24 protein-coding genes are annotated in these 25,339 nt (G+C 73.3%); 9 read left to right on the forward strand and 15 right to left on the reverse strand.

Annotation, left to right across the window (positions count from 1 at the left end; all coding sequences use genetic code 11):
• Positions 1 to 27: 27 nt before the first annotated feature.
• Complete coding sequence (locus tag LN037_RS04515) at positions 28 to 894, reverse strand: aldo/keto reductase (protein ID WP_230750219.1); 867 nt, start codon at positions 892 to 894, stop codon at positions 28 to 30.
• 143 nt (positions 895 to 1,037) lie between these two features.
• A complete protein-coding gene (locus LN037_RS04520) occupies positions 1,038 to 2,468 on the reverse strand; it encodes an MFS transporter (RefSeq protein ID WP_230750221.1) in 1,431 nt (476 codons plus the stop codon).
• A 95-nt stretch (positions 2,469 to 2,563) separates the two neighbouring features.
• Here LN037_RS04520 and LN037_RS33360 point away from each other — a divergent pair, with 95 nt between their 5' ends.
• The 6 genes from LN037_RS33360 (at position 2,564) to LN037_RS04540 (ending at position 6,517) form a co-directional block, all read left to right on the forward strand.
• A complete protein-coding gene (locus LN037_RS33360) occupies positions 2,564 to 2,779 on the forward strand; it encodes a hypothetical protein (RefSeq protein ID WP_308286102.1) in 216 nt (71 codons plus the stop codon).
• A 44-nt stretch (positions 2,780 to 2,823) separates the two neighbouring features.
• Complete coding sequence (locus LN037_RS33365; RefSeq protein WP_308286103.1) at positions 2,824 to 3,144, forward strand: MFS transporter; 321 nt, start codon at positions 2,824 to 2,826, stop codon at positions 3,142 to 3,144.
• A gap of 31 nt (positions 3,145 to 3,175) precedes the next feature.
• Positions 3,176 to 3,814, forward strand: coding sequence for an MFS transporter (locus tag LN037_RS33370; RefSeq protein WP_308286104.1), 639 nt, complete (start codon positions 3,176 to 3,178; stop codon positions 3,812 to 3,814).
• Between the two features lie 11 nt (positions 3,815 to 3,825).
• Positions 3,826 to 4,140: a divalent-cation tolerance protein CutA gene (cutA, locus tag LN037_RS04530; protein WP_230750223.1), complete on the forward strand. Its 315-nt coding sequence runs from the start codon at positions 3,826 to 3,828 to the stop codon at positions 4,138 to 4,140.
• An 11-nt stretch (positions 4,141 to 4,151) separates the two neighbouring features.
• Positions 4,152 to 5,384 (forward strand): MFS transporter, encoded by a 1,233-nt coding sequence (locus LN037_RS04535; RefSeq protein ID WP_230750225.1) that lies wholly within the window; start codon positions 4,152 to 4,154, stop codon positions 5,382 to 5,384.
• 122 nt (positions 5,385 to 5,506) lie between these two features.
• Positions 5,507 to 6,517 (forward strand): sigma-70 family RNA polymerase sigma factor, encoded by a 1,011-nt coding sequence (locus LN037_RS04540; RefSeq protein WP_230750227.1) that lies wholly within the window; start codon positions 5,507 to 5,509, stop codon positions 6,515 to 6,517.
• Here the strand turns inward: LN037_RS04540 and LN037_RS04545 are convergent, their stop codons facing one another.
• Both LN037_RS04545 and LN037_RS04550 read right to left on the reverse strand, forming a co-directional pair.
• Entirely contained in the window at positions 6,518 to 6,673 is a 156-nt protein-coding gene (locus LN037_RS04545) for a hypothetical protein (protein ID WP_230750228.1), read from the reverse strand.
• Positions 6,674 to 6,726: 53 nt separating this feature from the next.
• The gene (locus LN037_RS04550) at positions 6,727 to 7,284 is read right to left on the reverse strand and encodes a carboxymuconolactone decarboxylase family protein (protein WP_230750230.1); all 558 of its coding nucleotides are present in this window, start codon (positions 7,282 to 7,284) and stop codon (positions 6,727 to 6,729) included.
• A gap of 77 nt (positions 7,285 to 7,361) precedes the next feature.
• Here LN037_RS04550 and LN037_RS04555 point away from each other — a divergent pair, with 77 nt between their 5' ends.
• Positions 7,362 to 8,264 carry an NADP-dependent oxidoreductase gene (locus tag LN037_RS04555; protein WP_230750232.1) on the forward strand — a complete coding sequence of 301 codons (903 nt, stop codon included), beginning with the start codon at positions 7,362 to 7,364 and terminating at the stop codon, positions 8,262 to 8,264.
• Between the two features lie 27 nt (positions 8,265 to 8,291).
• Here LN037_RS04555 and dnaB read toward each other — a convergent pair whose 3' ends face one another.
• The 9 genes from dnaB to LN037_RS04600 form a co-directional block, all read right to left on the reverse strand.
• Positions 8,292 to 10,913 (reverse strand): replicative DNA helicase, encoded by a 2,622-nt coding sequence (gene dnaB / locus LN037_RS04560; RefSeq protein ID WP_308286107.1) that lies wholly within the window; start codon positions 10,911 to 10,913, stop codon positions 8,292 to 8,294.
• 553 nt (positions 10,914 to 11,466) lie between these two features.
• Positions 11,467 to 11,919: a 50S ribosomal protein L9 gene (gene rplI, locus LN037_RS04565; RefSeq protein ID WP_230750234.1), complete on the reverse strand. Its 453-nt coding sequence runs from the start codon at positions 11,917 to 11,919 to the stop codon at positions 11,467 to 11,469.
• Positions 11,920 to 11,936: 17 nt separating this feature from the next.
• Positions 11,937 to 12,173: a 30S ribosomal protein S18 gene (gene rpsR / locus LN037_RS04570; RefSeq protein WP_018330393.1), complete on the reverse strand. Its 237-nt coding sequence runs from the start codon at positions 12,171 to 12,173 to the stop codon at positions 11,937 to 11,939.
• 33 nt (positions 12,174 to 12,206) lie between these two features.
• A complete protein-coding gene (locus LN037_RS04575) occupies positions 12,207 to 12,758 on the reverse strand; it encodes a single-stranded DNA-binding protein (RefSeq protein ID WP_230750236.1) in 552 nt (183 codons plus the stop codon).
• Entirely contained in the window at positions 12,758 to 13,090 is a 333-nt protein-coding gene (gene rpsF / locus LN037_RS04580; protein ID WP_230750238.1) for a 30S ribosomal protein S6, read from the reverse strand. Before rpsF ends, LN037_RS04575 begins: the two co-directional genes overlap by 1 nt.
• A gap of 149 nt (positions 13,091 to 13,239) precedes the next feature.
• Positions 13,240 to 14,283, reverse strand: a complete 1,044-nt coding sequence (locus LN037_RS04585) for a hypothetical protein (RefSeq protein WP_230750240.1) — start codon at positions 14,281 to 14,283, stop codon at positions 13,240 to 13,242.
• A 186-nt stretch (positions 14,284 to 14,469) separates the two neighbouring features.
• The gene (locus LN037_RS04590; RefSeq protein WP_230750242.1) at positions 14,470 to 16,089 is read right to left on the reverse strand and encodes a glycosyltransferase family 87 protein; all 1,620 of its coding nucleotides are present in this window, start codon (positions 16,087 to 16,089) and stop codon (positions 14,470 to 14,472) included.
• Between the two features lie 5 nt (positions 16,090 to 16,094).
• Positions 16,095 to 18,764 (reverse strand): transglycosylase domain-containing protein, encoded by a 2,670-nt coding sequence (locus tag LN037_RS04595; RefSeq protein ID WP_230750244.1) that lies wholly within the window; start codon positions 18,762 to 18,764, stop codon positions 16,095 to 16,097.
• A 64-nt stretch (positions 18,765 to 18,828) separates the two neighbouring features.
• A complete protein-coding gene (locus LN037_RS04600; protein WP_230750245.1) occupies positions 18,829 to 19,236 on the reverse strand; it encodes a DUF5318 family protein in 408 nt (135 codons plus the stop codon).
• A gap of 133 nt (positions 19,237 to 19,369) precedes the next feature.
• On the opposite strand from LN037_RS04600, the gene LN037_RS04605 reads away from it, so the two are divergent.
• Together LN037_RS04605 and LN037_RS04610 are read left to right on the forward strand one after the other, a co-directional pair.
• On the forward strand, positions 19,370 to 19,954 hold the full coding sequence (locus tag LN037_RS04605) for a PadR family transcriptional regulator (protein ID WP_230750247.1): 585 nt from the start codon (positions 19,370 to 19,372) through the stop codon (positions 19,952 to 19,954).
• Between the two features lie 16 nt (positions 19,955 to 19,970).
• On the forward strand, positions 19,971 to 21,044 hold the full coding sequence (locus LN037_RS04610; RefSeq protein WP_230750249.1) for an inositol-3-phosphate synthase: 1,074 nt from the start codon (positions 19,971 to 19,973) through the stop codon (positions 21,042 to 21,044).
• 167 nt (positions 21,045 to 21,211) lie between these two features.
• On the opposite strand, the gene LN037_RS04615 is transcribed toward LN037_RS04610, so the two are convergent.
• Positions 21,212 to 22,132, reverse strand: coding sequence for a putative endonuclease domain-containing protein (locus LN037_RS04615; RefSeq protein ID WP_230750251.1), 921 nt, complete (start codon positions 22,130 to 22,132; stop codon positions 21,212 to 21,214).
• 227 nt (positions 22,133 to 22,359) lie between these two features.
• On the reverse strand, positions 22,360 to 25,275 hold the full coding sequence (gene leuS / locus LN037_RS04620; RefSeq protein WP_230750253.1) for a leucine--tRNA ligase: 2,916 nt from the start codon (positions 25,273 to 25,275) through the stop codon (positions 22,360 to 22,362).
• Between the last annotated feature and the right edge of the window lie 64 nt (positions 25,276 to 25,339).

Here is a 25,339-nt window from a genome sequence, read left to right on the forward strand (position 1 = left end):
GCAGCCACCTCTCGTGCTCACCTGCCGTCAGGCCCCTGCGGCGTCCAGGCGCTCGACCGCGTTGCGGGGGAGCTCCAGGGCGCCGGCCCCGCAGTTCTCCTCGAGGTGCTCGAGCGAGGCGGTGCCGGGGATCGGCAGCATCACCGAGCTGCGCTGCAGCAGCCACGCCAGGGCGACCTGGGCCGGGGTGGCGCCGAGCTCGACGGCCACGTCGTGGGCGGCGTTGCCCTCCTTCGCCAGGTTCCCGGCGTCGGCGGGCGCCCAGGGGATGAACGCGATGCCGTGCTCGGTGCAGTGGCGCAGCTCGGCGTCCGAGGACCGGTCGACGAGGTTGTAGCGGTTCTGCACCGACGCGACGTCGACGATCCGCCCGGCGGCCTCGATCTGCTCGACCGACACCTGGGACAGGCCGACGTGGCGCACCTTGCCCTCGCGCTGCAGGTCGGCGAGGAGCCCGAACTGCTCGTCCGCGGCCACGTGCGGGTCGACGCGGTGGAGCTGGAAGAGGTCGATGGTCTCCACGCCGAGGCGGCGCAGGCTCATCTCGCACTCCTGGCGCAGGTAGTCCGGCCGACCGCAGGGGATCCACCGGTTCGGCCCGGTGCGCAGCAGGCCGGCCTTCGTGGCGACCCGGACGTCGCGGTAGGGGTAGAGCGCCTCCCGGACGAGCTCCTCGCTGACGTACGGGCCATAGGAGTCGGCGGTGTCGACGAAGTCGACCCCCAGCTCCACGGCGCGGCGCAGCACGGCCAGCGCGTTGTCGGTGTCCTTCGGCGGGCCCCAGATGCCCTCACCGGTGAGCCGCATCGCGCCGTAGCCCAGGCGCCGGACGGTGAGCTCGCCCCCCAGCTGGAACGTCCCGGCGGCAGCGGCCGGCGTCTGCGTCGTCGTCACGTGGCATCTCCTTCCCCCCGCGACGGGTCCGCGCGGAGCGCCCAGCCTGCCCCTCGGGCCGCGACGGCGCCCGGAGGAGTGGTCGATCTCCCACGATGGGTTCGTTCAGCGGTCATCCGCTTCGCCGATGCCGTCGTCCCATGTCACACCGGGCGGGCGGGTGCCGCGTCCTCCGCGAACGAGGCGGCCACCCGGTCGGCGGAGGCCCGGGCCCGCGCGGTCGTCGCCGCGATCCCGAGCACCCCGACGACGACCGTCGCGACCGCCGCCGCCACCCACGCCACCGGCAGACCGTCGGCGACGCTGACGGAGGCGGCCACCAGGGTGCCGCTCACCGCCACCCCGAAGGTGGAGCCCACCTGCCGGCTCGTCGAGGCGACCGCCGCGGCCACGCCCGCCTGCGCGCGCGGCATCCCGCTGACGGCCGTGTTCGTGATGGGCGGGTTGACCAGGCCGAAGCCGATCCCGAAGACCGCGAAGACGACCAGCAGGACCCACTCCGGCGTCTCCGGCCCCACCTGGGTCAGCACGACCGACACCGCCGTCATCGTCACGCCGGCGACGACCAGCGAGAGCCGTGACCCGCGGGTGGCCACCAGCCGACCGGACAGCGGCGCGCACACCGTGGCCGTCACGGCGGCGGGCAGCAGGGCGAGCCCCGCGGCGAGCGCCGAGAGCCCCCGCACCTCCTGCAGGTAGAGCGTCGAGAGGAACAGGAAGGAGGCGAACGCGGCGAACGAGCACACCGCGATGACGGTCGCCGAGGAGAACGGCACGCTCGCGAAGAACCCGAGCTCGAGCAGCGGCTCGCGGCGGCGCCGCTCCCAGACGAGCAGGGCGACGAGCGCGACCACGGCCGCCACCCCGAGCCCGACGACGGCGCCCGAGGTCCAGCCCAGGCGGGGCGCCTCGATCACGGCGGTCGTCACCGACCCGAGCAGGACCACCACCAGCAGCTGGCCGACCGGGTCCGGGCGGCGGGCGTGCGCGGCCCGCGACTCCGGCACGAAGCGCGCCGTCAGCGCGATCGCGGCGAGCACGATCGGCACGTTGACCCAGAAGATCGCCCGCCAGCCGATCGACTCGGTGAGCAGTCCACCGAGCACCGGTCCGAGGCCGAGCGAGATGCCGACCACCGAGCCCCAGACGCCGATGGCCCGGGCGCGCTCCCGCGGGTCGACGAAGACGTTCGTGACGATGGACAGCGCGATCGGGTTGAGCATGGTGCCGCCGATGCCCTGCACCGCGCGCGCCGCGATCAGCCAGCCGACCGACGGGGCGAGGCTGCACAGCAGCGAGCCGAGCCCGAAGACGGCGAGCCCGGTCTGGAACGTCCGGCGCCGGCCGAGCCGGTCACCGGTGGCGCCCGCGAGCATGAGGAAGCACGCGAGCACGAGCGTGTAGGCGTCGACCGTCCACTGCAGCTCGGTGATCGAGGCCGCGAGGTCCGCGCGGATCGCCGGCAGGGCGACGTTGACGATCGTGTTGTCCATCGACACCACGAGCAGGCTCGTGCAGCAGATGCCGAGGACGAGCCAGCGGTGTCGGGGGCCGCCGCGCGGGTCGTTCGCCATGCTCACGAGCGTAGGCGCGTCCGACGGCGGACATCGGGGGACGTTCCCGACGACGGGCGCCCACCCGTCTGTTGTTGAGCCTCAGTTCTGGGTTCATGGCCGGTCCGGGACTTCTCGAGCAGGCGCGGGGACTGACCCGCGAGCAACGCAACGCCTTCCTCGCCGCCTGGCTGGGCTGGGCGATGGACGCCTTCGACTTCTTCCTCGTCGTGTTCGCCCTGTCCGACATCGCGAAGGAGTTCGGCCGCTCGACGGCCGAGGTGGCCTTCCTCACGACGGTCACCCTGATCGCCGGCCGATCGGAGCGCTGATCTTCGGGATCCGGGCGGACAAGAAGGGCCGCCGCATCCCGCTGATGGTCGACGTCCTCTTCTACTCGGCGATGGAGGTGCTCTCCGGGCTCGCGCCCACGTTCACCGTCCTCGTCGTGCTGCGCTTCCTGTTCGGGCTCGGCATGGGTGGGGAGTGGGGCCTCGGCGCGTCGCTGGCCCTGGAGAAGAGCCCGCCGGACAAGCGCGGCTTCTGGTCCGGTCTGCTGCAGCAGGGCTATCCCGTCGGGTACCTGCTCGCGACCGTCGCCAACGTCGTCGTGACCGGCCCTCGGCTGGCGGTGGCTGTTCGTCCTGGGCGCGATCCCGGCGCTCATCGCCTTCCTCATCCGCACCCGGGTCGGTGAGTCGGAGGCGTGGGAGCGGACGCAGGAGAAGGTGGAGCTGACGAAGGTCGGGCCACGGCAGGTGTTCCTGCAGCCGGCCGTGCTCCGCCGGTTCGTCTACCTGATCGTGCTCATGACCCTGTTCAACCTCATGAGCCACGGCACCCAGGACTTCGTGCCGACCTTCCTCGAGGAGGACTTCGCCGCCTCGACGGGCACGGTCACCGTCGTCGCGATCATCTACGACGTCGGCGCGATCATCGGCGGCGCCTACTTCGGGGCGCTGTCCGAGCGCTTCGGACGGCGGCGCACGGCCGCCGGCTGCGCGATCCTCGCGATCCCGGTCGCGTTCCTCTTCGCCTTCTCCCCGACGCTCGGCCTCGTGACCCTCGGGGCGTTCCTGCTCCAGCTCCTCGTGCAGGGCGGCTGGGGCGTGGTGCCCGCCCACCTCGCGGAGCTCTCGCCCGACGAGGTCCGCGGCTTCTACCCGGGCGTGACCTACCAGCTGGGCAACGCGATCGCCTCGTTCAACCTGCCGATCCAGGCCGCCCTCGCCGCCGCCTACAGCGGCTCGGTCGCGCTGGCGGCGGTCATCGTGCCGGTGCTCGTCCTGACGGCGGTGGTGCTGCTGCTGGGACCGGAGGCGAAGGGGAAGGTGTTCGGGGCGCGCGAGTCCGAGCCGGTCGGGTAGGACTGGCGGGCGTGCCCGAGCCCCACGTCGTCCTCTCCACCACCGACTCCGACGACGAGGCGCAGCGCCTGGCGCGCGGCCTCGTCGAGTCCCGACTGGCCGCCTGCGTCCAGATCGTCGGTCCGGTCCGCAGCGTGTTCCGCTGGGAGGGCGGGGTGCAGGTCGAACCGGAGTACCAGCTCGTCGTGAAGACGACCCGGGTCGACGAGGTGACCGCGTGGATCGTCGCGAACCACTCCTACGACATGCCCGAGGTCGTCGCGCTGCCGGTCGTCGGGGGACATGAGACGTACCTGACGTGGGTGGCGGACGAATCGTCCGGTTAGCCTGAGTAACGATGTCGACGACCGCCGCGCCCGCCCTGCGGCGTGGTGACGCGGGCTTCCGGCGCGTCGCGGTCGGGCTGTTCTTCGCGGGCTTCACCACGTTCGCGCTGCTCTACGCCACGCAGCCCCTGCTCCCGCGGCTCGTCGAGGTGTTCGCGGTGTCGCCCGGCACGGCCTCGTTGTCGGTGTCGGTGACGACGGGCGGGCTGGCGCTCGCGATCATCCCCGCCTCGGCGCTCTCGGAGCGGTGGGGCCGGCGGCCGGTCATGGTGTGGTCGCTGGCGGGCGCCGTGGTGCTCGGGCTGGCCGCGGCGACGGCGCCCTCGCTCTGGCTGCTCCTGGTGCTGCGCGCGCTCGAGGGGGTGGCGCTCGCCGGGCTGCCCGCGGTGGGCATGGCCTACCTGGCCGACGAGATCGACACCGGGCACCTCGGCGGGGCGATGGGCCTCTACGTCGCGGGGAACTCGGTCGGCGGCTTCGGCGGGCGCATCGTCGTGTCCGCGCTGAACGACCTCACCGGCTCCTGGCGGCTCGCGCTCGGCGGCATCGCGGGGGTCTCGGCGGTCTACCTGCTCGTGTTCTGGCTGGTGCTGCCGCCGTCGCGCCGGTTCACGCCCACGCCCGTCTCCGCCGGTGCGCTGGCCGCCGAGGTGCGCTCGCACCTGGGCGACCCGGTGCTGCGCCGGCTGTTCGCAGTCGGGCTGCTGCTCATGGGCACGTTCGTCTGCGCCTACAACTACGTGGCCTTCCGCCTGCTCGGGCCCCCGTTCTCGCTGTCCGACCTCGTCGTCGGGTTCGTGTTCGTGCTCTACGCGGTCGGCACGGTGACCTCCACCGTGGCCGGCCGGCTCTCGGGTCGGCTCGGCGCGCGCACCACCGTCCTCGCCGCGTGCGGGGTGGCCGCGCTCGGCGCCGTCGCGATGCTCGCGCCCGTCCTCGCCCTGGTGATCGGCGGGCTCGCGCTGCTCACCGTCGGCTTCTTCGCGGGCCACGCGGTGGCCTCGGCGTGGGTCGGGCGGCGGGCCGAGCACGGGCGGGCCGTCGCCTCGGGGATTTACCTGTTCAGCTACTACGTCGGCTCGTCGGTCGGCGGCACGCTCGGCGGGGTGGTGTTCGGCGCCGCGGGCTGGTCGGCGACCGTCGGGTTCCTCGTGCTGCTCGTGGCGGGGACGGCGGTCGTGGTGCTGCCGCTGCGGTCGTCGTCCCCGGGCGCTCCCGACCGAGGGGCACCCTCGGTCGGGTAGACGGGCGAGGGGCGCCCACCGCCATCCCGGCGGCCGTCCGGCGAGGGGCGCCCACGGGCGGTTCTTCCGACCGAGGGGTCCCGTCGCTCGAATCGGACCCGAGCACGCGGCAGACTCGGCGCATGGACGCCGCGCTCGCCGACGCCACCGATCTCGCCGCCGCGCGCGCCGGGGACGGGGCCGCGTTCGACCGGCTGGTCGCGCCGCTGCGCCGCGAGCTGCACGCGCACTGCTACCGGATGCTCGGCTCGGTCCACGACGCCGACGACGCGCTCCAGGACGCCCTGCTGCGGGCGTGGCGCGGGATCGGCCGCTTCGAGGGCCGCAGCGCGCTCCGGTCGTGGCTGTACACGGTGGCCACCCGTACCTGCCTCGACCTCGCCGACGCCCGCGGTCGCCGTGCCCTCCCGATGGACCTGGGGCCGGCGGCACCCGAGCCGGTCCTCGACGACGCACCCGCCGAGGTCGCCTGGCTGACCCCCTACCCGGACACGGCGCTCGCGGTCGAGGAGCGGGAGTCGGTCGAGCTCGCGTTCGTCGCGGCGCTGCAGCACCTGCCCGGCAACCAGCGGGCCGCGCTGCTGCTCTTCGAGGTGCTCGGGTTCTCCGCCGCCGAGATCGCGACGACGATGGGCACGTCCACCGCGTCGGTGAACTCCGCCCTCCAACGCGCGCGGCGGATCGTGGCCGAACGGGTGCCGCCGGTGTCCCAGGCCCGGACGCTGGCCGAGCTCGACGACGCCCGCCTGCGCGCCGTCGTGACCGGCTACGCGACCGCGCTCGAGCAGGGCGACGCCGACCGGCTCGTGGCGCTGCTGACCGAGGACGTCACGTGGTCGATGCCGCCGCTGCCCGGCTGGTACGCGGGCCACGCGGCGGTCGACGCCTTCACGCGGGCGGTGCCCCTCGGCGCGTGCGGGACGTGGCGCACCGTCGTCACCAGCGCCAACGGCCAACCCGCGCTCGCGCTCTACCTGAACGGGCCCGCCGTCGCGCAGGGTCCCGACGACCGGTCCTACCGGGCCTGGTCGATCACGGTGCTGACCCTGCGCGGCGACCGGATCGCCGAGCTGACGTCCTTCCTCGGGCCGGAGCCCTTCACGACGGCGGGTCTCCCGCTCGTCCTCGGGTGATCAGCGGTCGTTCGGCTCGAGGTGCTCCTCGGAGGCCGCCTCGCCGGCGGGGAACACGTCCGACACGGCGGGCCGGTCGGGCTCGGACGACTCCCCGGTCAGCTGCTCGGCGGGCGGGACGACCATCGACGGGTCGGTGTGCTTCTCGGTGCTCATGACGGGTCCTCTCGTGTGGTGGACCCGATGGGCTACCCGCGTCGTGGTCCCCGTCACCTCCTCGATCCCTCCGCGGTGAACACCCGCAGCAGGTCGGCGAGCAGGCCGTAGTAGCCGACAAGGGCCGTCACCTCGACCAGCCGTGCCTCGCCCAGGACGTCCACCCACGCCCGGTAGGTGTCGTCGTCGACCGGCCCGTGGTGCAACAGGGTGCGGGCCGCGGTGTCGGCGGCGTCCTCCACCGGGTCCGGCCACGTGACCACGGCGTCCGCGGCGAGCGCGGCGAGCTCGTCGTCGGTGAGTCCCGCCCGGCGGGCGATCGGCTCGTGGGTGGCGCGCTCGAAACCGCTCTCCCGCACCCCGGCGACCCGGAGGATGACCAGCTCGCGGGCCCGGTCGGACAGCTGCCCGCCGTAGCGCAGCGCCGCGCCCACGGCCTGCAGCGGCTCCCCGACGGCGGGGTTCCGCAGCATCGCGTCGAACGGACCCCGGAGCGATCCGTCGTCGTTCACCAGCCCGCTGCCCGCCCGCGGCCCCGACGCGATGGCGTCGTACACCCGGCGTCCGGCCGGGTCGAGCTCGTCGGGGCGCAGGCGCGAGGGTCGGGTCACAGGCTCATCGTGCCCGGGAACATCCGCGCCCGGCTCCGGTTGCCGTCGACAGGTATCGCGACGATCAGGAGCAGACCATGCGCGCAGCGCGCTTCCACCGCTACGGCGGCCCCGAGGTCCTCACGGTGGAGGAGGCGCCCGAACCGCATGCCGGGCCGGGCTCGATCCGGATCCGGGTCCGGGCCGCCAGCATCAACCCGATCGACTGGCTGTTCCGCTCGGGGGCCCTCGCCCAGGCCGTGCCCCTCGAGCTGCCCGCCGTCCCGGGGCGGGACGCGGCCGGCGTGGTCGACGAGGTCGGGCCCGGAGTCGAGGGCGTCGAGCCGGGCGAGCCGGTGTTCGGGCTCGGAGGTCTGGCCGACACCACGGCGGAGTTCGCCGTGCTCACGGCCTGGGCCCCGGTCCCCCCGACCTGGAGCATCGAGGAGGCCGCGGCCGCCGGGCTCGGCTCGGTGACCGCTCTGCGGGGCCTGGCGCCGCTCGGCGACCTCCGGGGTCGCACGCTCCTGATCGACGGCGTCTCCGGGGCCGTCGGCACCGCGGCGGCGGCCGCCGCGCTCCACGCCGGCGCCACGGTGATCGGCACCGCGAGCGAGGCCAACCACGCCGCCCTGCGGGACGCGGGCGTCGTGCCCACCACGTACGGCCCGGGCCTGCCCGAGCGGGTCCGGGAGCTCGCCCCGCAGGGGGTCGACGTCGCCCTGCACGCCGCGCCCTCCGACGCCCTGCCCGCGCTCGTCGAGATCGTCGGCGACCCGACCCGCGTGGTCACCGTGCTCGACCGCGAGGGCGCCGCCCGCCTCGGGACGCACCAGGTCGACGCCGAGAACGACTCGGCCGTCCTGGCCGAGGCCGCCGAGCTCGGGCGGGACGGCCACTACCGGCCGCGCGTGGCCCACGTCCTCCCGCTCGACGAGATCGTGAAGGCCCACGCGCTCGCCGAGAGCGGGAGCGGCAAGGTCGTCGTCACCCTGCCCTGAGCCGGACCCGCGGACGACCCGGTCGCCTCAGCCCCGGGCGAGGTCGGCGAACCGGCTGTAGTGCAGCTGGTGGGCGATCGGGATCGTCGCGGTGGGCCCGTTGCGGTGCTTGGCCAGGATGATGTCCGCCTCGCCCGCGCGCGGGTCGTCCCGCTCGAACGCGTCGGGCCGGTTGATCAGCATGACCATGTCGGCGTCCTGCTCCAGCGACCCGGACTCACGCAGGTCGGACAGCTGCGGCTTCTTGTCGGTGCGCTGCTCGGGACCACGGTTGAGCTGGCTCATCGCGACCAGCGGGATCTCCAGCTCCTTGGCCAGCAGCTTGAGCTGCCGCGAGAACTCCGAGACCTCCTGCTGGCGGCTCTCGACCTTCTTGCCGGAGGTCATCAGCTGCATGTAGTCGAGGATGATCAGGCGCAGGTCGTGCCGCTGCTTGAGCCGCCGCGCCTTCGCCCGGATCTCCATGATGGTCATGTTCGGCGAGTCGTCGATGAACAACGGGGCCTCGGAGATCTCGCTCATCCGGCGGGCCAGGCGGGTCCAGTCGTCGTCGGTCATCGTGCCGGCGCGCATGTCGGCCAGACGGATCTTCGCCTCGGCCGAGAGCATGCGCATGACGATCTCGGTGCGGCTCATCTCCAGCGAGAACACCGCGCTGGTCAGGCCGTGCTTCACGCTCGCGGAGCGGGCGAAGTCGAGCCCGAGCGTCGAGTTGTGCGTGGGCACCATCGCGCGGCCCGCGAGATAGAGGTGGTCGGAGTTGTCCACCTCGACGCACCGCACCGGCACCGACGGCACCGGGCGCACGTCCGTCACGTAACGGCGCCTCGTCCGGACGTCGGTGACGGCGGGGCACCGCTCCTTGTGCGCGAGCCGCTTCCGCTCCAGCCGGAAGACCTGCTCGGTGGTGCTGAACGTGAGGAGGTAGGACGCTATGGAAGCCGCGGTCCGACCGCGGACCGCCGTCGTCGTGAGCGAGCAGCGGAAGCCGAGCGAGACGATCAGCTCCGCCACGTCCTCGGCGAGGCGACGGTCGGTCACCGCGCACTGGATCGCACCCGTCGGCAGCACCGTGCCGTCGGAGTCCAGCAGCCCGGCCAGCAGAGCCCGTCGCTGCGCCTCGGACGCACGCAGGTACTGCGCCGGGATGTGCTTGTCCCCGAGCACGCCGAGAGTGCCGAGCCGCCCCTGCACCGTCCCGGAGGCGTGATGACAGGCCTGGCAGCGGACCGACCCGGAGGTGGGCGCTCCGCAGTCGGGGCAGGTCGGCCGTCCGAGCGCCGAGTCGAAGCGGGCCCCGCCGCCGCAGGACTGCCCGCAGGTGCGCACCTGCGAGGCGGTGGGGACGAAGGAGGCTCCGCACACGACGCAGGCGCGCTCGACCGGTCCCGCCTCCGGCGGGAGCCGCAGGCCGTACCGCATCGGCGTCCCGAGCTCCGGCGCGATCAGGCCCTCGGCCTCGATCAGCGCGGCCACCTCCGGGTCCGCACTCGTGAAACTCGCGCCGGCGGCGGTGCCGTCACCGAGCCAGATGCCGAATGCGTAGGGCGGCACGAGCAGGTCCTGCTCGGGCAGCTGGAGCGCACGGCAGGTGTCCACGGAGTGGTTGGGGCGGGCGTCCGCGGTCGGGGTCCGCAGCGTCCCCGCGATCTCCTCCGTGGTGCGCACTGCAGCCGGCACCCGCTCGGAACGGCGCGAGGCGCGGGTGTCGGTGAGCCACTGGTGCTGCGCATCGGCGACGATCACGGTGCCGTCGGAGAAGGTGACCGCGTAGCAGGGGCGGTCGCTCAGGACGTCCGTGGCCGCGACGACGCGGGTCGGGCGGCCGTCGGCGTCGAGCAGCTCGTCGCCGACCGTGACCTCGCCCATCGTGGTCCAGCCCGTCGGGGTGGCCAGCGGGGTGTCGAGCGCGAGCGCCTTCCCGATGCCGGGCCTGGCGGCCACGATGATCATCTGCCCGGCGTGCAGGCCGTTCGTGACGTCGTCGAGGTCGGCGAACCCGGTCGGCACGCCGAACGACACGCCGCCGCGCGAGGCAATCGCGTCGATCTCGTCCATCGTCGGCTGCAGGACGTCCTCGAGGGCCACGTAGTCCTCGGTGACGCGCCGGTCGGTCACCTCGTACACGGCCGCCTGGGCGCGGTCGACGATGTCGTCGGTGTCGGCCCCGTCGCCGCCGTGGTAGCCGAGCTGCACGATGCGGGTGCCGGCCTCCACGAGGCGCCGCAGGACGGCGCGGTCGGCCACGATCTCGGCGTAGTACGAGGCGTTCGCCGCGGTGGGGACGCTGGCGATGAGCGTGTGCAGGTAGGGCGCGCCCCCGATGCGCAGCAGCTCGCCACGACGCTCGAGGTCGGCCGAGACGGTCACGGCGTCGGCGGGCTCCCCGCGGCCGTACAGGTCGAGCACGCACTCGTAGACGGTCTGGTGCGCGGGACGGTAGAAGTCGTCGGGCTTCAGCAGCTCGATGACGTCAGCGATCGCGTCCTTGCTCAGCAGGACCGCGCCGAGCACGGACTGCTCGGCCGCGATGTCCTGCGGAGGCTGCCGGTCGAACTCCGGACGCCCCTCGCCGTCGCCGGACCGGGAGCGCTGGCCGCCGAACCCGCCGTCGCGTCCGCCCGCGCCCCGCTCGTCGAGCACCGCCACGATCGTTCCTCCCACCCGTCCGGACCTGACCGGAGACCCCGTCGAACGTACGTTCGCACGAGGGTCCGACAATCACGCCGTGCACCCGCCGGGGCGCACGCTAGGGCCGTCGCCCCGGGGGCCGCGAGGCGGTGGTGTGCACGCCCCTGTGCATGGACTGGGGACCGACGACCAAGCACAGCCCCCCGAGGTGGGCACACCTGGGGACAACCTGTTGGCAACCCGCTCAGATTCGGCGTCCTCCCAGGTCAGAGGGTTGTGCCCCCTGGGGACAACAAGTGGACCGGCATGTCGTCGCGCGAGATCACCGGCGTGTCGCGACACGGCCACGGGACGTGGCGGCGACCGGCCGACGGCGGGCGCCGGGCGGCGCGGTGACCGTTTCGTGACCTCTCGGCGCAGCGTGGCCGAACTGTCCACAGGCGGTGACGACGGGCTTGAGACCCCTCGCCGATCGACGGCCGGGACCCGTCGTCGGGACGGGGCGACCCCGGACACACGTCGGGCCCCGGACCGACGACGCGGTCCGGGGCCCGAGGTGGGACGGGAGGGCTCAGATGCCCTGCACGGCCAGCGGGAGCTCGACGCGCACGTCCGGGTGGAGCCGGACGTGGACCGAGTGCGACCCGGTGGACTTGATGTGGCCGGAGATCTCGACGAGACGCTTGTCGAGGTTCGGGCCGCCCGCGGACTTCACGGCGGCCACGATGTCGGCGGGGCTGATCGAGCCGAACAGCTTGCCGCCCTCGCCGGCCGACTTGGCGGCGACGGTGACCTTGCCGAGGCCCTGGATCTCGCCGGCGACCTCGCGGGCGTGGTCCAGGTCGCGGATCCGCTTGCCCTCCTGGGTGCGGCGGATCGTCTCGACCTGCTTCATCGCGCCGCGGGTGGCGACGATCGCCAGTCCGCGGGGCAGCAGGAAGTTGCGCCCGTAGCCGTCCTTGACGTCCACGAGGTCACCGGGGCCACCGAGGTTGGCGACGTCGGCGGTGAGGATGAGCTTCATCGCGTGGGTCCCCTTCCTCAGCGCGCGGTCGACGTGTAGGGCAGCAGCGCCATCTCACGCGAGTTCTTCACGGCGACGGCGACGTCCCGCTGGTGCTGCGAGCAGTTGCCCGAGACCCGGCGGGCGCGGATCTTGCCGCGGTCCGAGATGTACTTGCGGAGGAGGTTGGTGTCCTTGTAGTCGATCAGCTGGTTCTTGTCCTTGCAGAACGCGCAGACCTTCTTCTTGGGCTTGCGCACCGGCGGCTTCGCCATGGTGTCTCTATCTCCTGGTGATGATTCTGGGGATCAGAAGGGGGGCTCGTCGTCGTACCCGCCGGCGCCGGACGAACCGGCGACGGGCGCGGAGGCCCACGGGTCGTCGGCCGGGCCGGACTGGCCACCGCCGCCGTACCCGCCACCGCCGCCGGAGTAGCCGCCGCCGCCGTTGGAGGCGCCGTAGCCGCCCCCACCGCCGCCGGGGCCGCCGCCGGAGCGGCTGGCCTTGGTCACCGACGCGGTCGCGTACCGCAGCGAGGGGCCGACCTCGTCGACCTCGAGCTCGATGACGGTGCGCTTCTCCCCTTCACGGGTCTCGAACGAGCGCTGCTTGAGGCGACCGGACACGATCACACGCGCTCCGCGGGTCAGGGACTCCGCGACGTTCTCGGCGGCCTGGCGCCAGATGTTGCAGCGCAGGAAGAGCGCCTCCCCGTCCTTCCACTCGCCGCTCTGGCGGTCGAAGGTGCGGGGGGTCGACGCGACGGTGAAGTTCGCGACGGCGGCGCCCGACGGCGTGAACCGCAGCTCCGGGTCGGCGGTGAGGTTGCCGACCACGGTGATGACCGTGTCGCCGGCCATTAGCTCGCGCCGGCCTTGCCCCGACGCGCTCCGGCGTTCGGGTCACGACGCATGACCTTGGTGCGCAGCACCGACTCGTTCAGCGCGAGCTGCCGGTCCATCTCCTTGATGGTGGCGGGCTCGCAGTTGACGTCGAGGACGGCGTAGATGCCCTCGGCGTTCTTCTCGATCTCGAAGGCGAGACGTCGACGGCCCCAGACCTCGACGTTCTCGACGGTGCCGCCGTCCTTGCGGATGACGTTGAGGAACGTCTCCAGGGACGGGGCGACGGTGCGCTCGTCGAGACTCGGCTCGAGGATCACGACCATTTCGTAGTGGCGCACGAGAACCACTCACCTCCCATGGGCTGGCGGCCACGGACGATCCGTGGCAGGAGGGAACTCGGTCCGACCAGTCTACGGGCGGTGCCCGAGACGACGACGGGCGGGCCGGGGTGACCCCCGACCCGCCCGAGTTGGTCCCTCGTGGGCTCCGACGCAGCTCAGCGGCGCGTGGTTCCCATCAGTTCGGTCTCGCGGGCCTCGCCGCGCGCGGCGGGGAAGCCGTTCGCGGGCGACTCCGGGGCCGCACCGTGGCGCGCGGTGAGCTCCTCCATCGACCCGACCGCGTAGTCGTCGTCCTCGTTCCCGGCGTTCCCGTCGTTCCCGACGACGGGTCCGGCCGGCTCGGCCGGCCCGGTCGCCGCGACGCTCGCGCCGGCGGCGCGGCGCAGCACCATCGAGCGGACGACGAAGGCGGCGACGCCGGCCAGGGCGAGGACCGCGAGCATGACCGGGACGCCCATGCCGCCGGACAGGCCGTCGACGGGCAGCGCCTGGACCTGGCTGGCGGTGGTCACCGCGCTGGCCGGGTCGTAGCCGAGGTACGCGGGGGCGCCGGCCTTGAGGCCCGGGAAGGCCGAGCCGAGCAGCTGGCCGGGGTCGTAGGCCGGGAGACCGGCGGGCGCGGAGCCGGCGGCGGGGGTCCCGAGGAACGACGAGGGCAGCCCGGTGAACGCGGGCGCGAAGGCCGGCGCGGCGAGCGCGGCCGGCGGCAGCGCGGGAGCCGGAGCGACCATCGGCGCCACCGGGGCGGCCGGCGCGGCGGCGGCCGCGGCGGTCGGGCTCGCGGCGGCGGCGGAGGGCTGCGCGGACTGCGGGTCGAGGGCGGCGCGCGACCCGTTCGCCACCGCGGACGCGAGCGGCGCGGCCGGCGGGACCGCGGCGGCCGCGGCCGTCGCGACCGGCTCGACCAGCTGGACCTGCACGCGGCACAGCAGCCCGGTCAGCGGCCGGGTGATCGACTGCAGCGGGCCGGCGGCCGAGGTGATCGGCACGAGGAACGGCGCACCGAGGGTCGGCGTCACCTGGACGGTGTCGCCCGGGCTCGCCTGGACCGTCTGCCCGCAGCGCGCCGGGACGACGTCGCCGGGGGCCGCCGGGGCGGCGGGCGCCGCGAGGGCGGCGCCACCTCCGAGCAACAGCGACCCGGTGAGGACACCTCCGGCCGCAGCGACCGACACCAGACGCGAGAACCGCGCACCCATCAGCTTCGACCCCTTCTCACACCAACGCTGCCCGGCCGCCTCCCGGTCCAGCACATGCCCCGTGCGCGAACGTCGGAGGAGACGGTCGACCTCCCCAACGAGGCACTGCTCCGGGGGTGACGCGCACATCACCGATCCGTCACGGTCGTGCCACGGGGGGTGCGCCCCGGCCTGGGCCGGGCGGGCCTACCCGTTCCCGGATCGAGTGGTGACGGCGGCCCGGACGTCGCCCACCGGGGTGCGGGAGGACCCGGCGTCGGGAAGGCCCCTCCGTCGCGCGAACCAGGGCGCGTCGGGGGCACCGTCGAGGACCCCGCCGTCGGGATCGGCCCCGACCACCGGCGGGCCGGGACGGCCAGGACGCCGCCGGACCGGGTCGAGCCCGGGGCGCAGCACGCTGCGCACGATCAGCACGGCGACGGCGATCACGGCGAGGTCGCGGAGCACGACCGCGCCGTAGAACCACGGCGCCGGCAGGCCCTTGTTGTTCGTGCCGAGGTAGTAGTACATCCGCGGGACCCAGACGAACGCGTCGACCGCCATCCAGATCAGCAGCGGCTTCCAGCGCGGGTAGGCGAGCACCGCCAGCGGGATCAGCCACAGCGAGTACTGCGGGCTCCACACCTTGTTGGTCAGCAGGAACGCGGCGACCACGAGGAACGCGATCGCCGCCAGCCGTGGGCGTACGGGCGCCCGCCACACCAGGACGGCGATCGCCACGCAGCACAGGGCGAACAGCACCGCGGTGACCGCGTTCAGCACGCTCGGCGCCTGGCCGGGGGCGAGGGGACCGTCGAACCCCGACCATCCCGTCAGGGCCGCGACGATGTTGTAGAGCGAGTCGGGGTCCGCGGCGCGGGTGGAGTTGAGGCGGAAGAACTCCCACCAGCCGGTCGGCGCCAGGATCGCGACGGGCGCGTTGGCCACCACCCAGGCGCCGATCCCGGTCAGCGCGACCGTCCACCACGACCGCATCCGCCCGGCGCGCAGGCAGAGCAGCAGCAGCGGGAACAGCAGGAACAGCGGGTAGAGCTTCGCGGCGGCCCCGAGACCGAGGGCGAGCCCCGCGAGTCCGGGTCGGCGGCGCGACCACGCGAGCATGCCGAGGGTCGCGCCCGCGACGGCCAGCGTGTCGAAGTTGGTGAACGCGTGCACCGCGACCAGCGGGGAGACCGCGGCGATCGCCGCGTCCCAGGGCCGGCCCGGGCGCAGCCGCACCATCGCCCACATGACACCGAGCCACGCCAGCGCCAGCCAGAACGCGGACAGGTCGAAGTAGACGACCACCGGCAGCGCCGCGGGCAGCCCGAGCGTGAGCCAGCCCGCGGTCAGCCGGGCGTTGGCCCACTGGAAGAACCCGGTGAGCACCGGGTACTCCATGTAGCGCACCTGGGTGCTGCCGTCGTCGCGCTGGTCGACCCAGCTGGTCACGTACGGGACGCCGCCCTGGTCGAGGCGCTCCGCGGTGTAGAGCGGGACGGTGTCCGAGTAGCACATCGCCACGTACTGGCGGCTGTCGCGCCAGTCGAGCTGGAGCTGACCGGAGTCGTCGACGTACTGCTGCAGGCACGGCGACTTCGCGAACCAGCCCAGCGCCAGCACGATCGTCGCGAGCAGCAGCACCACCCGCAGCGGCGTGAAGAAGTTCGCGCGTCCGACGACGGCGTGGGCACCGACGGGTCCGCCCACCGCGGCGCTCGCGGCGCGGACGAACCCGTCGTCGTGGGCCGGGAGCACCCGGGACGCCGCGTCGAGCGACTCGGGGTCGTGCGCGCGGCTGCGGGTCGGCGGGGCGTCAGCGGACACGCGGGTCAGCCACCGGGGAAGAAGTCACCGAAGTCGGGTCTTCCCCGGTTGCCGTCGTCGTTCCCGTCCCCGCCGTTGTTGTCCCCGTTGTCGCCGTTGTTCCCGTTGTTCCCGTTGTTGTCGCCGTTGTTCCCGTCGCCGTTGTTCCCGTTGTTGCCGTCGCCGTTCTGGCCCCCGTAGTTCACGCAGACCCCGTCGACGCAGTACTGGCCGTTCTGCCCGTCGGGGTTGTTCGGGTCCTGGCCCTCCGGCGGCTTCGGCGGCGCGGGCGCCGTCCCGATCGCCTTGAAGTCGGAGAACTGCTGCACCGGCTCGTTGCGCAGCGCGGTGTTCATGTAGCGCTGCCAGATCTGGCCGGGCACGCCGCGGCCGTAGATCGGCCTGCCGTTGGAGCTCTTGATCGGCGAGTTGTCGTCGGTGCCGACCCAGACCGCGGTGGACATCTGCGGGGTGTAGCCGACCGTCCAGGCGTCGTTGTTCTGGCCCTCGACCGAGGACTGCACGGTGCCGGTCTTGCTCGCGACCGGGCGGCCGCTCGAGAGCGGGATCTGCGAGTGCGAGGCGACGTCGAGCATCGACTCGGTGACGTTGCGGGCCAGCTGCTGGCTCATCCGCTGCTCCGCGGCGGGGACCCCGCCGTCGTAGAGCACGCGCCCGTCGGCCGTCGTCACCCGTGTGACCATGTGCGGCCGGTGGAACTGGCCGTCGGCGGCGAAGGTGGCGTAGGCCGAGGCCATGTCGCCCGGGCGCACCTCCTTGTCACCGAGGGCGATACCGCCGCTCGGGCTGTCGAGGGCCGCGGAGATCCCGGCCTGGTGGGCGGCGTCGGCGACCTTCTGCGGCGTGACGTCGACCCCCAGCTGGTAGAAGACCGTGTTGATCGAGAGCGTCATCGCCTCCTTCAGGTTGCAGTTCGGGCAGCTCTCGCCCTCGGAGTTCGAGACCTTGGTGCCGGCGATCTCCTTCGGGGACGACCCGTCGTAGGTCGTCCCGAGGCCGATCGGCGGGTTCTTCTCGAGGCCGGCGAGCAGCACGAACGGCTTGAACGACGACCCCGGCTGCCGCTTGGCCTGCGCGTAGTCGAAGCCGGAGCCCTCCTCGCCGCCGTAGTAGGCGACGATCGAGCCGGTCCGCGGGTCGACCGAGACCAGGGCCGTGCGCAGGTTCGCGGGCTGGCCCTGCAGCGTCCTCTCCGCCGCGTCGGCCGCCTGCTGCTGGAGCTTCGGGTCGATGGTGGTCTCGACCTTCAGGCCCTCCTGGTTCACCTGCTGCTCGGTGATGCCGTAGGAGGCGAGCTCGTCCTTGACCGCCGTGACGATGTGGCCGCGGTCGTTCGCGGGGATGCCGGACCGGCGCTGGGAGGGCGGGATCGTCGTCGGGAAGACGGCGGCCTGGCGGTCGGCGCGGGAGAGCCAGTTCTTCTCGACCATGCCGTCGAGGACGTAGTTCCACCGCTGCTGCGAGCCGCCGCGGTCGACCGCCGGGTCCCACTTCGACGGGGCCTGGATCAGCCCGGCGATCATCGCGCCCTCGGACGGCGACAGCGTCTCCACGGGACGTCCGAAGTAGGCCTGCGAGGCGGCCTGGATGCCGTACGCGCCGCGACCGAAGTAGATCGTGTTCAGGTAGTTCTCGAGGATCTGCTCCTTCGACTGCTCCTGGTTGATCTTCGCCGCGATCACCACCTCGCGGTACTTGCGCCACAGCGAGTACTCGTCGCCCACCAGCACGTTCTTCACGTACTGCTGGGTGATCGTCGACCCGCCGCCGACCCCGCCCTGCGCCTGGTTCCAGGCCGCACGGGCGATGCCGATCGGGTCGAAGCCGTAGTTGGTGTAGAAGCTGCGGTCCTCCGCGGAGGCCACGGCGTGCTGCACCGCGAGCGGCACCTGGGAGAGCGGCACCTTGATGCGGTTGCCCTCGGCCTGGGTCAGGCTCGCGAGCGGGCTGCCGTCCGCGTAGGCGATCGTCGCCACCTGGTTGTTGGTCGCGTCGTCCGGGCTCGGGATGCGGAAGAAGATCCAGCCGACGGCGAACGCGAGGACCGGCCCCAGGATCAGCAGGGCCAGCAGGACGTAGACGACCCGCCGGATGCGCCGTCCCCGACGCTTCGGGTCGGGCTCGGAGTCGTCGTCACCGCCGCGGACGGGCGGGGTCCCGGGCGGCGGGGTGCGCGAGCCGCCGCGCCCCGGCGCAGCCGTGCCCTGCACGACCTCGGTCGCCGCGGTCGGTGCCGTGCCGGGCCGACCGCCGGCGCGTGCCCCCGCGCTCGCGCGGGTGGGGGAGGTCGCCGCGGCGGCGGTCGCGAGCGGCCGCGACCCGTCGTGGGTCAGCAGGCGCGGCTCGGGACGCTGGTCCGCTGCGGGGCGCCCGGCATCGGGGAAGGGACCGCCGACGCGCGTCGCGTTCGGGCCGCCCGGCCCGTTCCCGACGGCGGGTCGGGCCGGCTCCGCGCCGGGCGTCGGTCCGACGCGGGTCGGCGCCGGGCCGGGCCGGCCGTTCGCGCCGCCGGGGCCGTGGGGTGCGCCGCCGTTGGCACCGTCGGGGCCCCGGCCGGGCGTCCGCGAGGGCGGGACGGGCGACCATCCGGGCGGCAGGTTGCCCCGGGGACCGACCGGCGGCGGCGGCGCGGCGCCGTCGCCGGGACGACGGTCACCTCGACGGTCGTCGGTCACGTGGCGCCTCCCAGGAACATCTCGGCCGGGTGCGGCGTCGCGTCAGGTCGCGCCCACCGCGGCGTCAGGGCGAGGCCGTGCGACGCCGACGGCGACCCGATCCCGAGGCGTCGTCCGCTCCCAAGACGTAGGACTGTACGAGGTGGTTCCACCGGCACGTACGGCAGACCTCCACCACGTGGACCGTGAACTCGCCCGCCGCGTCGTCCAACCGAGCGATCTCGTCGGCCGAACGGGCGGACCCGGACACCGGACCGAGCCGGTCACCGAAGACCCAGGACACGTTGACGAGGTCGTCGCGGCGGCACAGCGGACACGGCGTGGTGGTCGGCAGACCGTGGTACGCGGCGGCCTGGAGCAGGTAGGCCCCGGCGTCGCAGGCGTCCGTGGTCGAGGTGCGTCCGGCGGCCACGTCGGCGAGGTGCGCGCGACGCTGCAGCGCGTAGTCGACGACCTGACGGGGTGGGCGCACGCGTTCCAGCGTAGCCAGCGACCGGCCCGGGCGCGCCGGTCGCGGTGTGACGAGATCGTCGCGGAGGGTCGCCCGATGTATCGCCGCGATATGGTCGGCCGGTCGTGCCGGAGCGGAGCGGGAGGAGGGCGTCGTGCTGGAACTCGCCGTCCTCGGCCTCCTCCACGAGGCCCCCATGCACGGCTACGAGCTGCGCAAACAGCTCCACGCCCGCCTCGGGCCGCTGCGCGCGTTCTCCTGGGGGTCCCTGTACCCGACCCTGCGTCGGCTGCAACGTGCCGCCCTGATCGCGGAGCAGGCACCGGCCGGCGAGGAGCGCAGCTGGGGCCGCCAGGGCCGCCGCAGCCGCAAGGTCTACGAGATCACCGCGGAGGGCAAGGACCGGCTCGACGAACTGCTCGGCGAGGCCGGCCCGCAGGCCTACGACGACGACGGGTTCGGCGTGCACCTGGCGTTCTTCTCCCGCACGCCCGCCGAGGTGCGCATGCGCATCCTCGAGGGCCGCCGCCGCCGCGTCGAGGAACGCCGCGACGGGCTCCGCTCGACGCTGACGCGCGCGGGCGAGCAGATCGACCGCTACACCCGCGAACTGCACCGCATCGGCTTGGACACCACCGAGCGCGAGGTCCGTTGGCTCGACGAGCTCATCGACCACGAGCGGTCGCTGAGCCCTACCGCCACCGACGAGGCGACGGGCCGGACCCGTCGTCCGGAATAGCAGAAGGAGACCATCCATGGGTCAGGTCCGAGTGGCCATCGTCGGTGTGGGCAACTGCGCCGCGTCGCTGGTCCAGGGCGTCACGTACTACGCCGACGCCGACCCGGCCGCCCGCGTGCCGGGTCTCATGCACGTCGACTTCGGCGGCTACCACGTCCGCGACCTGACGTTCGTCGCGGCGTTCGACGTGGACGCCAAGAAGGTCGGCCAGGACCTCGCCTCGGCGATCGTGTCGTCGGAGAACAACACGATCAAGATCGCCGACGTCGCCCCGACCGGCGTGACCGTCCAGCGCGGCCACACCTACGACGGCCTCGGCCGCTACTACCGCGAGACGATCACCGAGGCCGACGAGGAGCCGGTGGACGTGGTCGCGGCGCTGCGCGAGGCGCGCGTCGACGTGCTCGTGTCGTACCTGCCGGTCGGCTCCGAGGAGGCGGACAAGTTCTACGCGCAGTGCGCGATCGACGCGGGCGTCGCCTTCGTCAACGCCCTGCCCGTGTTCATCGCGTCCGACCCCGAGTGGGCGCAGAAGTTCACCGACGCGAACGTGCCGATCGTCGGTGACGACATCAAGTCCCAGGTCGGTGCCACGATCACCCACCGCGTGCTGGCGAAGCTGTTCGAGGACCGGGGCGTCCACCTCGACCGCACGATGCAGCTGAACGTCGGCGGCAACATGGACTTCAAGAACATGCTCGAGCGCGAGCGGCTGGAGTCGAAGAAGACGTCGAAGACCCAGTCGGTCACCTCCCAGATCGACCGCGATATGGGCAAGGACAACGTCCACATCGGCCCGTCGGACCACGTGCCGTGGCTGGACGACCGCAAGTGGGCCTACGTCCGCCTCGAGGGGCGCGCCTTCGGGGACGTGCCGCTGTCGCTGGAGTACAAGCTCGAGGTCTGGGACTCCCCGAACTCGGCCGGCATCATCATCGACGCCGTCCGCGCCGCGAAGATCGCGCTCGACCGGGGCATCGGCGGGCCGCTGCTCGCGACCTCGTCGTACTTCATGAAGTCGCCGCCCGTGCAGTACCGGGACTCCGTGGCCTACGACGCGGTCGAGTCGTTCATCCGCGGCGAGTCCTGAGGCTCCCCCTGCTGGCGTGGCCGGCCCCCGTTGACCGAAGGGCACCTTCGGTCGAATAGATGAGCCGTGGGCGCCCACCGCCATACGGCTCGGGCGACTCGTCGTACCGCGCGAAGGGCCCCTTCGGTCGATCTACTCGACCGGAGGGGCCCTTCGTTCGAGTCGGGTCAGCCGACGACGACGGCGGGTCGGGGTCGCAGGCGCGCCTGCTCGAGCGCGGCCCGCAGCTTGCGACGGACCGCCGCCGGGTCCTCCCGCAGCTCGCGCGGCGTCACGGGGACGACGACGATGCCCGCGGCGATCATCTCGGCCTGCCGTCGCATCGTCGCGTCGAACTTCTCGAGATCGGCGTGGTAGGCGAACGAGTTGAGCTCGATGGCGAGCGCGACGCCGTCGACGAATCCGTCGGCGATGACCCTCGTCCCGTTCGGCAGGCGCACGGCGACGTTCCACCGGATGTCGGCGAACTCCGGCATGGCGAGGACCAGGTCGCGGAGCCATCCCTCCGCCGCCGACCGGACGCCGTCCTCCAGCTCGACCACGACCTGGCGCACCAGCGCCGCGCCACGACAGGATCCGGCCTCCAGCTCCGCCCGCAGCGCCGCGACGGTGACCATGCGACGTTGGACCGCCTCACAGAGCAGAGCCCGGACCTCGTCGATGCGCAGGAGCCGGCGGGCGGCGTCGACGAGCGCACGCGCGAGCGGCGCGCACCGGATGCCGTCCCGCACGATCGGGTGGGGCGGCAGACGCGACGTCCGCTCGACGAGGAGGAAGCTTTCTGACCGGCGGCGCTGGTCGTGCGGGATGAGGACGTGGACCTCGTCGTGGTCGGGGACCCGTTCCAGTCCGTAGAGCCGGCAGGCGGCGAGCCCGGTGACCTGCGCGGCGTCCCCACAGACCAGGAGCGCGGCGACCAGCCGTTGGTACACGGTGAGCACGCCGCGGGTGAGGGCGATCAGGCCGGCGAGCGGCCGCCACCAGAGCCCGCCGACCTTGCGACAGCGGAACGCGATGGTGCTCGACGGCACGCCGAGCGCGAGAAGGGTTCGGACGAGGATGAGGCGCTGGGGGGCGGCGTCGGACACCGCGTCCCAGTCGACTGCTGCACGAGGGGGCACATGGGTGCTGACGCAGCCGGTGCCCGTCCGGATCCATCCGTCATCGCGAGGGGCGCCCGCGTGCGGCTCTATTGAGCGAAGGGCCCCTTCGCTCGAAACGGCCGGGCACGCAATGACCCTGGCGATGGGCGCCCACGGCCCGTCTATGCGACCGAAGGTGCCCTTCGCTCAAGGAGGGGAGAGGCGGCCCCGGGCTACGGGACCACGTTGACCAGACGACCCGGCACCACGATCACCTTCCGCGGCTCCGCACCGGCGAGCAGCTCGACGACCTTGTCGTCCGCCAGGGCCGCGGCCCGCACCTCGTCCTCACCGGCCGAGGCGGACACCGTCATCCGCGAGCGCACCTTCCCCTTGACCTGGATCGGGTACTCGACGGTGTCCTCGACGAGCAGCGCCGGGTCGGCCACCGGGAAGTCCGCGTAGGCGAGCGAGGCGTCGTGGCCGAGCTTCGACCACAGCTCCTCGGCCAGGTGCGGGCACAGCGGCGCGAGCAGGAGCACGAGCGGCTCCGCCACCGACCGGGGGCACCCGCCGTCGGGGTAGGCCTTCGTCAGGTGGTTCGACAGCTCGATGAGCTTCGCGGCGCCGGTGTTGTAGTGCAGCGCCGGGAAGTCGGCGCGGACGCCGTCGATCGTGCGGTGCAGCAGGCGCAGCGTGTCGTCGCCCGGCTCGTCGTCGGAGACGCGCAGCGACCCGTCGGTCTCGTCGACGAACAGCCGCCACACGCGCTGCAGGAAGCGCTGCGAGCCGACGACGTCGCGGGTCGACCAGGGGCGCGAGGCCTCCATCGGGCCGGTCGACATCTCGTAGAGCCGGAAGGTGTCGGCGCCGTAGGTGGCGCACATGTCGTCCGGGGTCACCACGTTGCGAAGCGACTTGCCCATCTTCCCGTACTCGCGGGTGACGGGCTCACCGTTCCACGTGAATCCACCGTCGGGACCCTCGACGACCTCCTCGGCCGGCACGTAGACCCCGCGCGCGTCCGTGTACGCCCACGCCTGGATGTAGCCCTGGTTGAACAGGCGCCGGAACGGCTCGGACGCCGACACGTGGCCGAGGTCGAACAGCACCTTCTGCCAGAACCGCGCGTAGAGCAGGTGGAGCACCGCGTGCTCGACACCGCCGACGTAGAGGTCCACGCCGCCGGGGTCGGCCGGGCCGAACACGTCGGGTCGCGGGCCCAGCCAGAACCGCTCGACGTCGGGGTCGACGAAGCGCTGGTCGTTGGTCGGGTCGAGGTAGCGCAGGTGGTACCAGCAGGAGCCGGCCCACTGCGGCATCGTGTTCGTCTCGCGGACGTAGCGCGCCCAGGCCCGCTCGTCGTCGGAGTCGAGGTCGGCCGAGAACGTCGTCCACTCGGTCGCGCGTGCGAGCGGCGACTCCGGGGCGGAGTCGCGGTCGTCGGGGGCGAACGTCTTCGGCGCGTACTCGTCGACGTCGGGCAGCACCACCGGCAGGTCGGACTCGGGCAGCGCGCGCGGGATCGAGGGCCCGCCGTCGGTCTCGCCGTCGGCGGCGTAGGCGACCGGGAACGGCTCGCCCCAGTACCGCTGCCGGCTGAACAGCCAGTCGCGCAGCTTGTACTGGACGACCGGCTCGCCGTCGCCCCGCTCCGCGAGCCACGCGATGATCGTCGCCTTCGCCTCGTCGACGCCGAGCCCGTCCAGCGAGATCTCGTCGTTCGACGAGTTGATCGCCGCGCCGGCGCCCGTGTAGGCCTCGCCGTCGAAGTCCTCCGGCGGCTGCACGGTCCGCCGGATCGGCAGCCCGAAGACCGTCGCGAAGTCCCAGTCGCGCTGGTCCTGGCCCGGGACGGCCATGATGGCGCCGGTGCCGTAGCCCATCAGGACGTAGTCGGCGACGAAGACCGGCAGCGGCTCCCCGTTGACCGGGTTGACGGCCCAGGCGCCGGTGAAGACGCCGGTCTTGTCGCGGGCCTCCTGACGCTCCAGGTCGGACCGCGAGGCCACCACGCGCCGGTACCCGGCGACCGCGTCGGCCGGGGTCGGGGCGCCGCCGGTCCACCGACCGTCGAGCTCCGCCTCGTCGGCGAGCGTCGGCCACGCGTCGGGGACGATAGCGTCGATCAGGGGGTGCTCCGGCGCCACGACCATGTAGGTGGCACCGAACAGGGTGTCCGGCCGGGTCGTGAAGACCTCGAGGGAGTGCTCACCGCTGCGGAAGCGGACGGTGGCGCCCTGGGAGCGGCCGATCCAGTTCCGCTGCATCGCCTTGACCGAGTCGGGCCAGTCGACGCCGTCCAGGTCGTCGGCCAGCCGGTCGGCGTAGGCGGTGATCCGCATCATCCACTGGCGCAGGTTGCGCCGGAACACGGGGAAGTTGCCGCGCTCGGAGCGCCCGTCGGCGGTGACCTCCTCGTTGGAGAGCACCGTGCCCAGCGCCGGGCACCAGTTCACCGGCGCGTCGGCCAGGTAGGCCAGGCGGTAGCCGTCCAGCACGCGGTCCTGCTCGGGGCGCGACAGCTCCGACCACGCGCGGCCGCCCGGGACGGCGCGCTCCCCGGCGGCGAACTCCGCCTCGAGCTCCGCGATCGGGCGCGCGCGGTCGACCGACGGGTCGAACCACGAGCCGTGGATCTGGAGGAAGATCCACTGCGTCCAGCGGTAGAACCCGACGTCGGTTGTGGACACCGACCGGCGCTTGTCGTGCGCCAGCCCGAGCCGACGGATCTGGGCGCGGTAGCGCTCGACGTTCGCCTCGGTGGTGGTCCGCGGGTGCGTGCCGGTCTGCACGGCGTACTGCTCGGCGGGCAGTCCGAACGCGTCGAAGCCCATCGTGTGCAGCACGGTGCGCCCGGTCATGCGCAGGAACCGGCCGAGGACGTCGGTCCCGATGAAGCCCAGCGGGTGCCCGACGTGCAGGCCCGCACCGCTCGGGTACGGGAACATGTCCATCAGGTAGTACTTCTCGGCCGGGTCCAGCGTGCGGCCGTCGGCGAGCGGGCCCGAGGGGTTCGGGGTGTCGAAGGTGCCCTCGGCCTCCCACCGGTCCTGCCACCGCGCCTCGATCTCTCCTGCGAGCTCGGCGGTGTACCGGTAGGGCGGCGTGAGGGCCTCCCGCCGGGCGACGTCGGGCTGGGCGGTCACGGCGTTCCTCCTGGTCACCACAAGCCTCCGGCGCGATCCACAGCCGGGGCGGCGCCGGGTCCCG

This window comes from Actinomycetospora soli, assembly GCF_021026295.1.
GTDB lineage: Bacteria > Actinomycetota > Actinomycetes > Mycobacteriales > Pseudonocardiaceae > Actinomycetospora > Actinomycetospora soli.

What these genes read in the sequence shown, in the direction of transcription:
- LN037_RS04545 (WP_230750228.1), bottom strand. Translation starts at nt 6,673, where the DNA reads ATGAGCACCGAGAAGCACACCGACCCGTCGATGGTCGTCCCGCCCGCC.
- LN037_RS04520 (WP_230750221.1), bottom strand. Translation starts at nt 2,468, where the DNA reads ATGGCGAACGACCCGCGCGGCGGCCCCCGACACCGCTGGCTCGTCCTC.
- LN037_RS33365 (WP_308286103.1), top strand. Translation starts at nt 2,824, where the DNA reads ATGGTCGACGTCCTCTTCTACTCGGCGATGGAGGTGCTCTCCGGGCTC.
- LN037_RS04575 (WP_230750236.1), bottom strand. Translation starts at nt 12,758, where the DNA reads ATGGCCGGCGACACGGTCATCACCGTGGTCGGCAACCTCACCGCCGAC.
- rpsR (WP_018330393.1), bottom strand. Translation starts at nt 12,173, where the DNA reads ATGGCGAAGCCGCCGGTGCGCAAGCCCAAGAAGAAGGTCTGCGCGTTC.
- LN037_RS04540 (WP_230750227.1), top strand. Translation starts at nt 5,507, where the DNA reads ATGGACGCCGCGCTCGCCGACGCCACCGATCTCGCCGCCGCGCGCGCC.
- LN037_RS04585 (WP_230750240.1), bottom strand. Translation starts at nt 14,283, where the DNA reads ATGGGTGCGCGGTTCTCGCGTCTGGTGTCGGTCGCTGCGGCCGGAGGT.
- rplI (WP_230750234.1), bottom strand. Translation starts at nt 11,919, where the DNA reads ATGAAGCTCATCCTCACCGCCGACGTCGCCAACCTCGGTGGCCCCGGT.
- LN037_RS04555 (WP_230750232.1), top strand. Translation starts at nt 7,362, where the DNA reads ATGCGCGCAGCGCGCTTCCACCGCTACGGCGGCCCCGAGGTCCTCACG.
- LN037_RS04610 (WP_230750249.1), top strand. Translation starts at nt 19,971, where the DNA reads ATGGGTCAGGTCCGAGTGGCCATCGTCGGTGTGGGCAACTGCGCCGCG.
- LN037_RS33360 (WP_308286102.1), top strand. Translation starts at nt 2,564, where the DNA reads ATGGCCGGTCCGGGACTTCTCGAGCAGGCGCGGGGACTGACCCGCGAG.
- LN037_RS04535 (WP_230750225.1), top strand. Translation starts at nt 4,152, where the DNA reads ATGTCGACGACCGCCGCGCCCGCCCTGCGGCGTGGTGACGCGGGCTTC.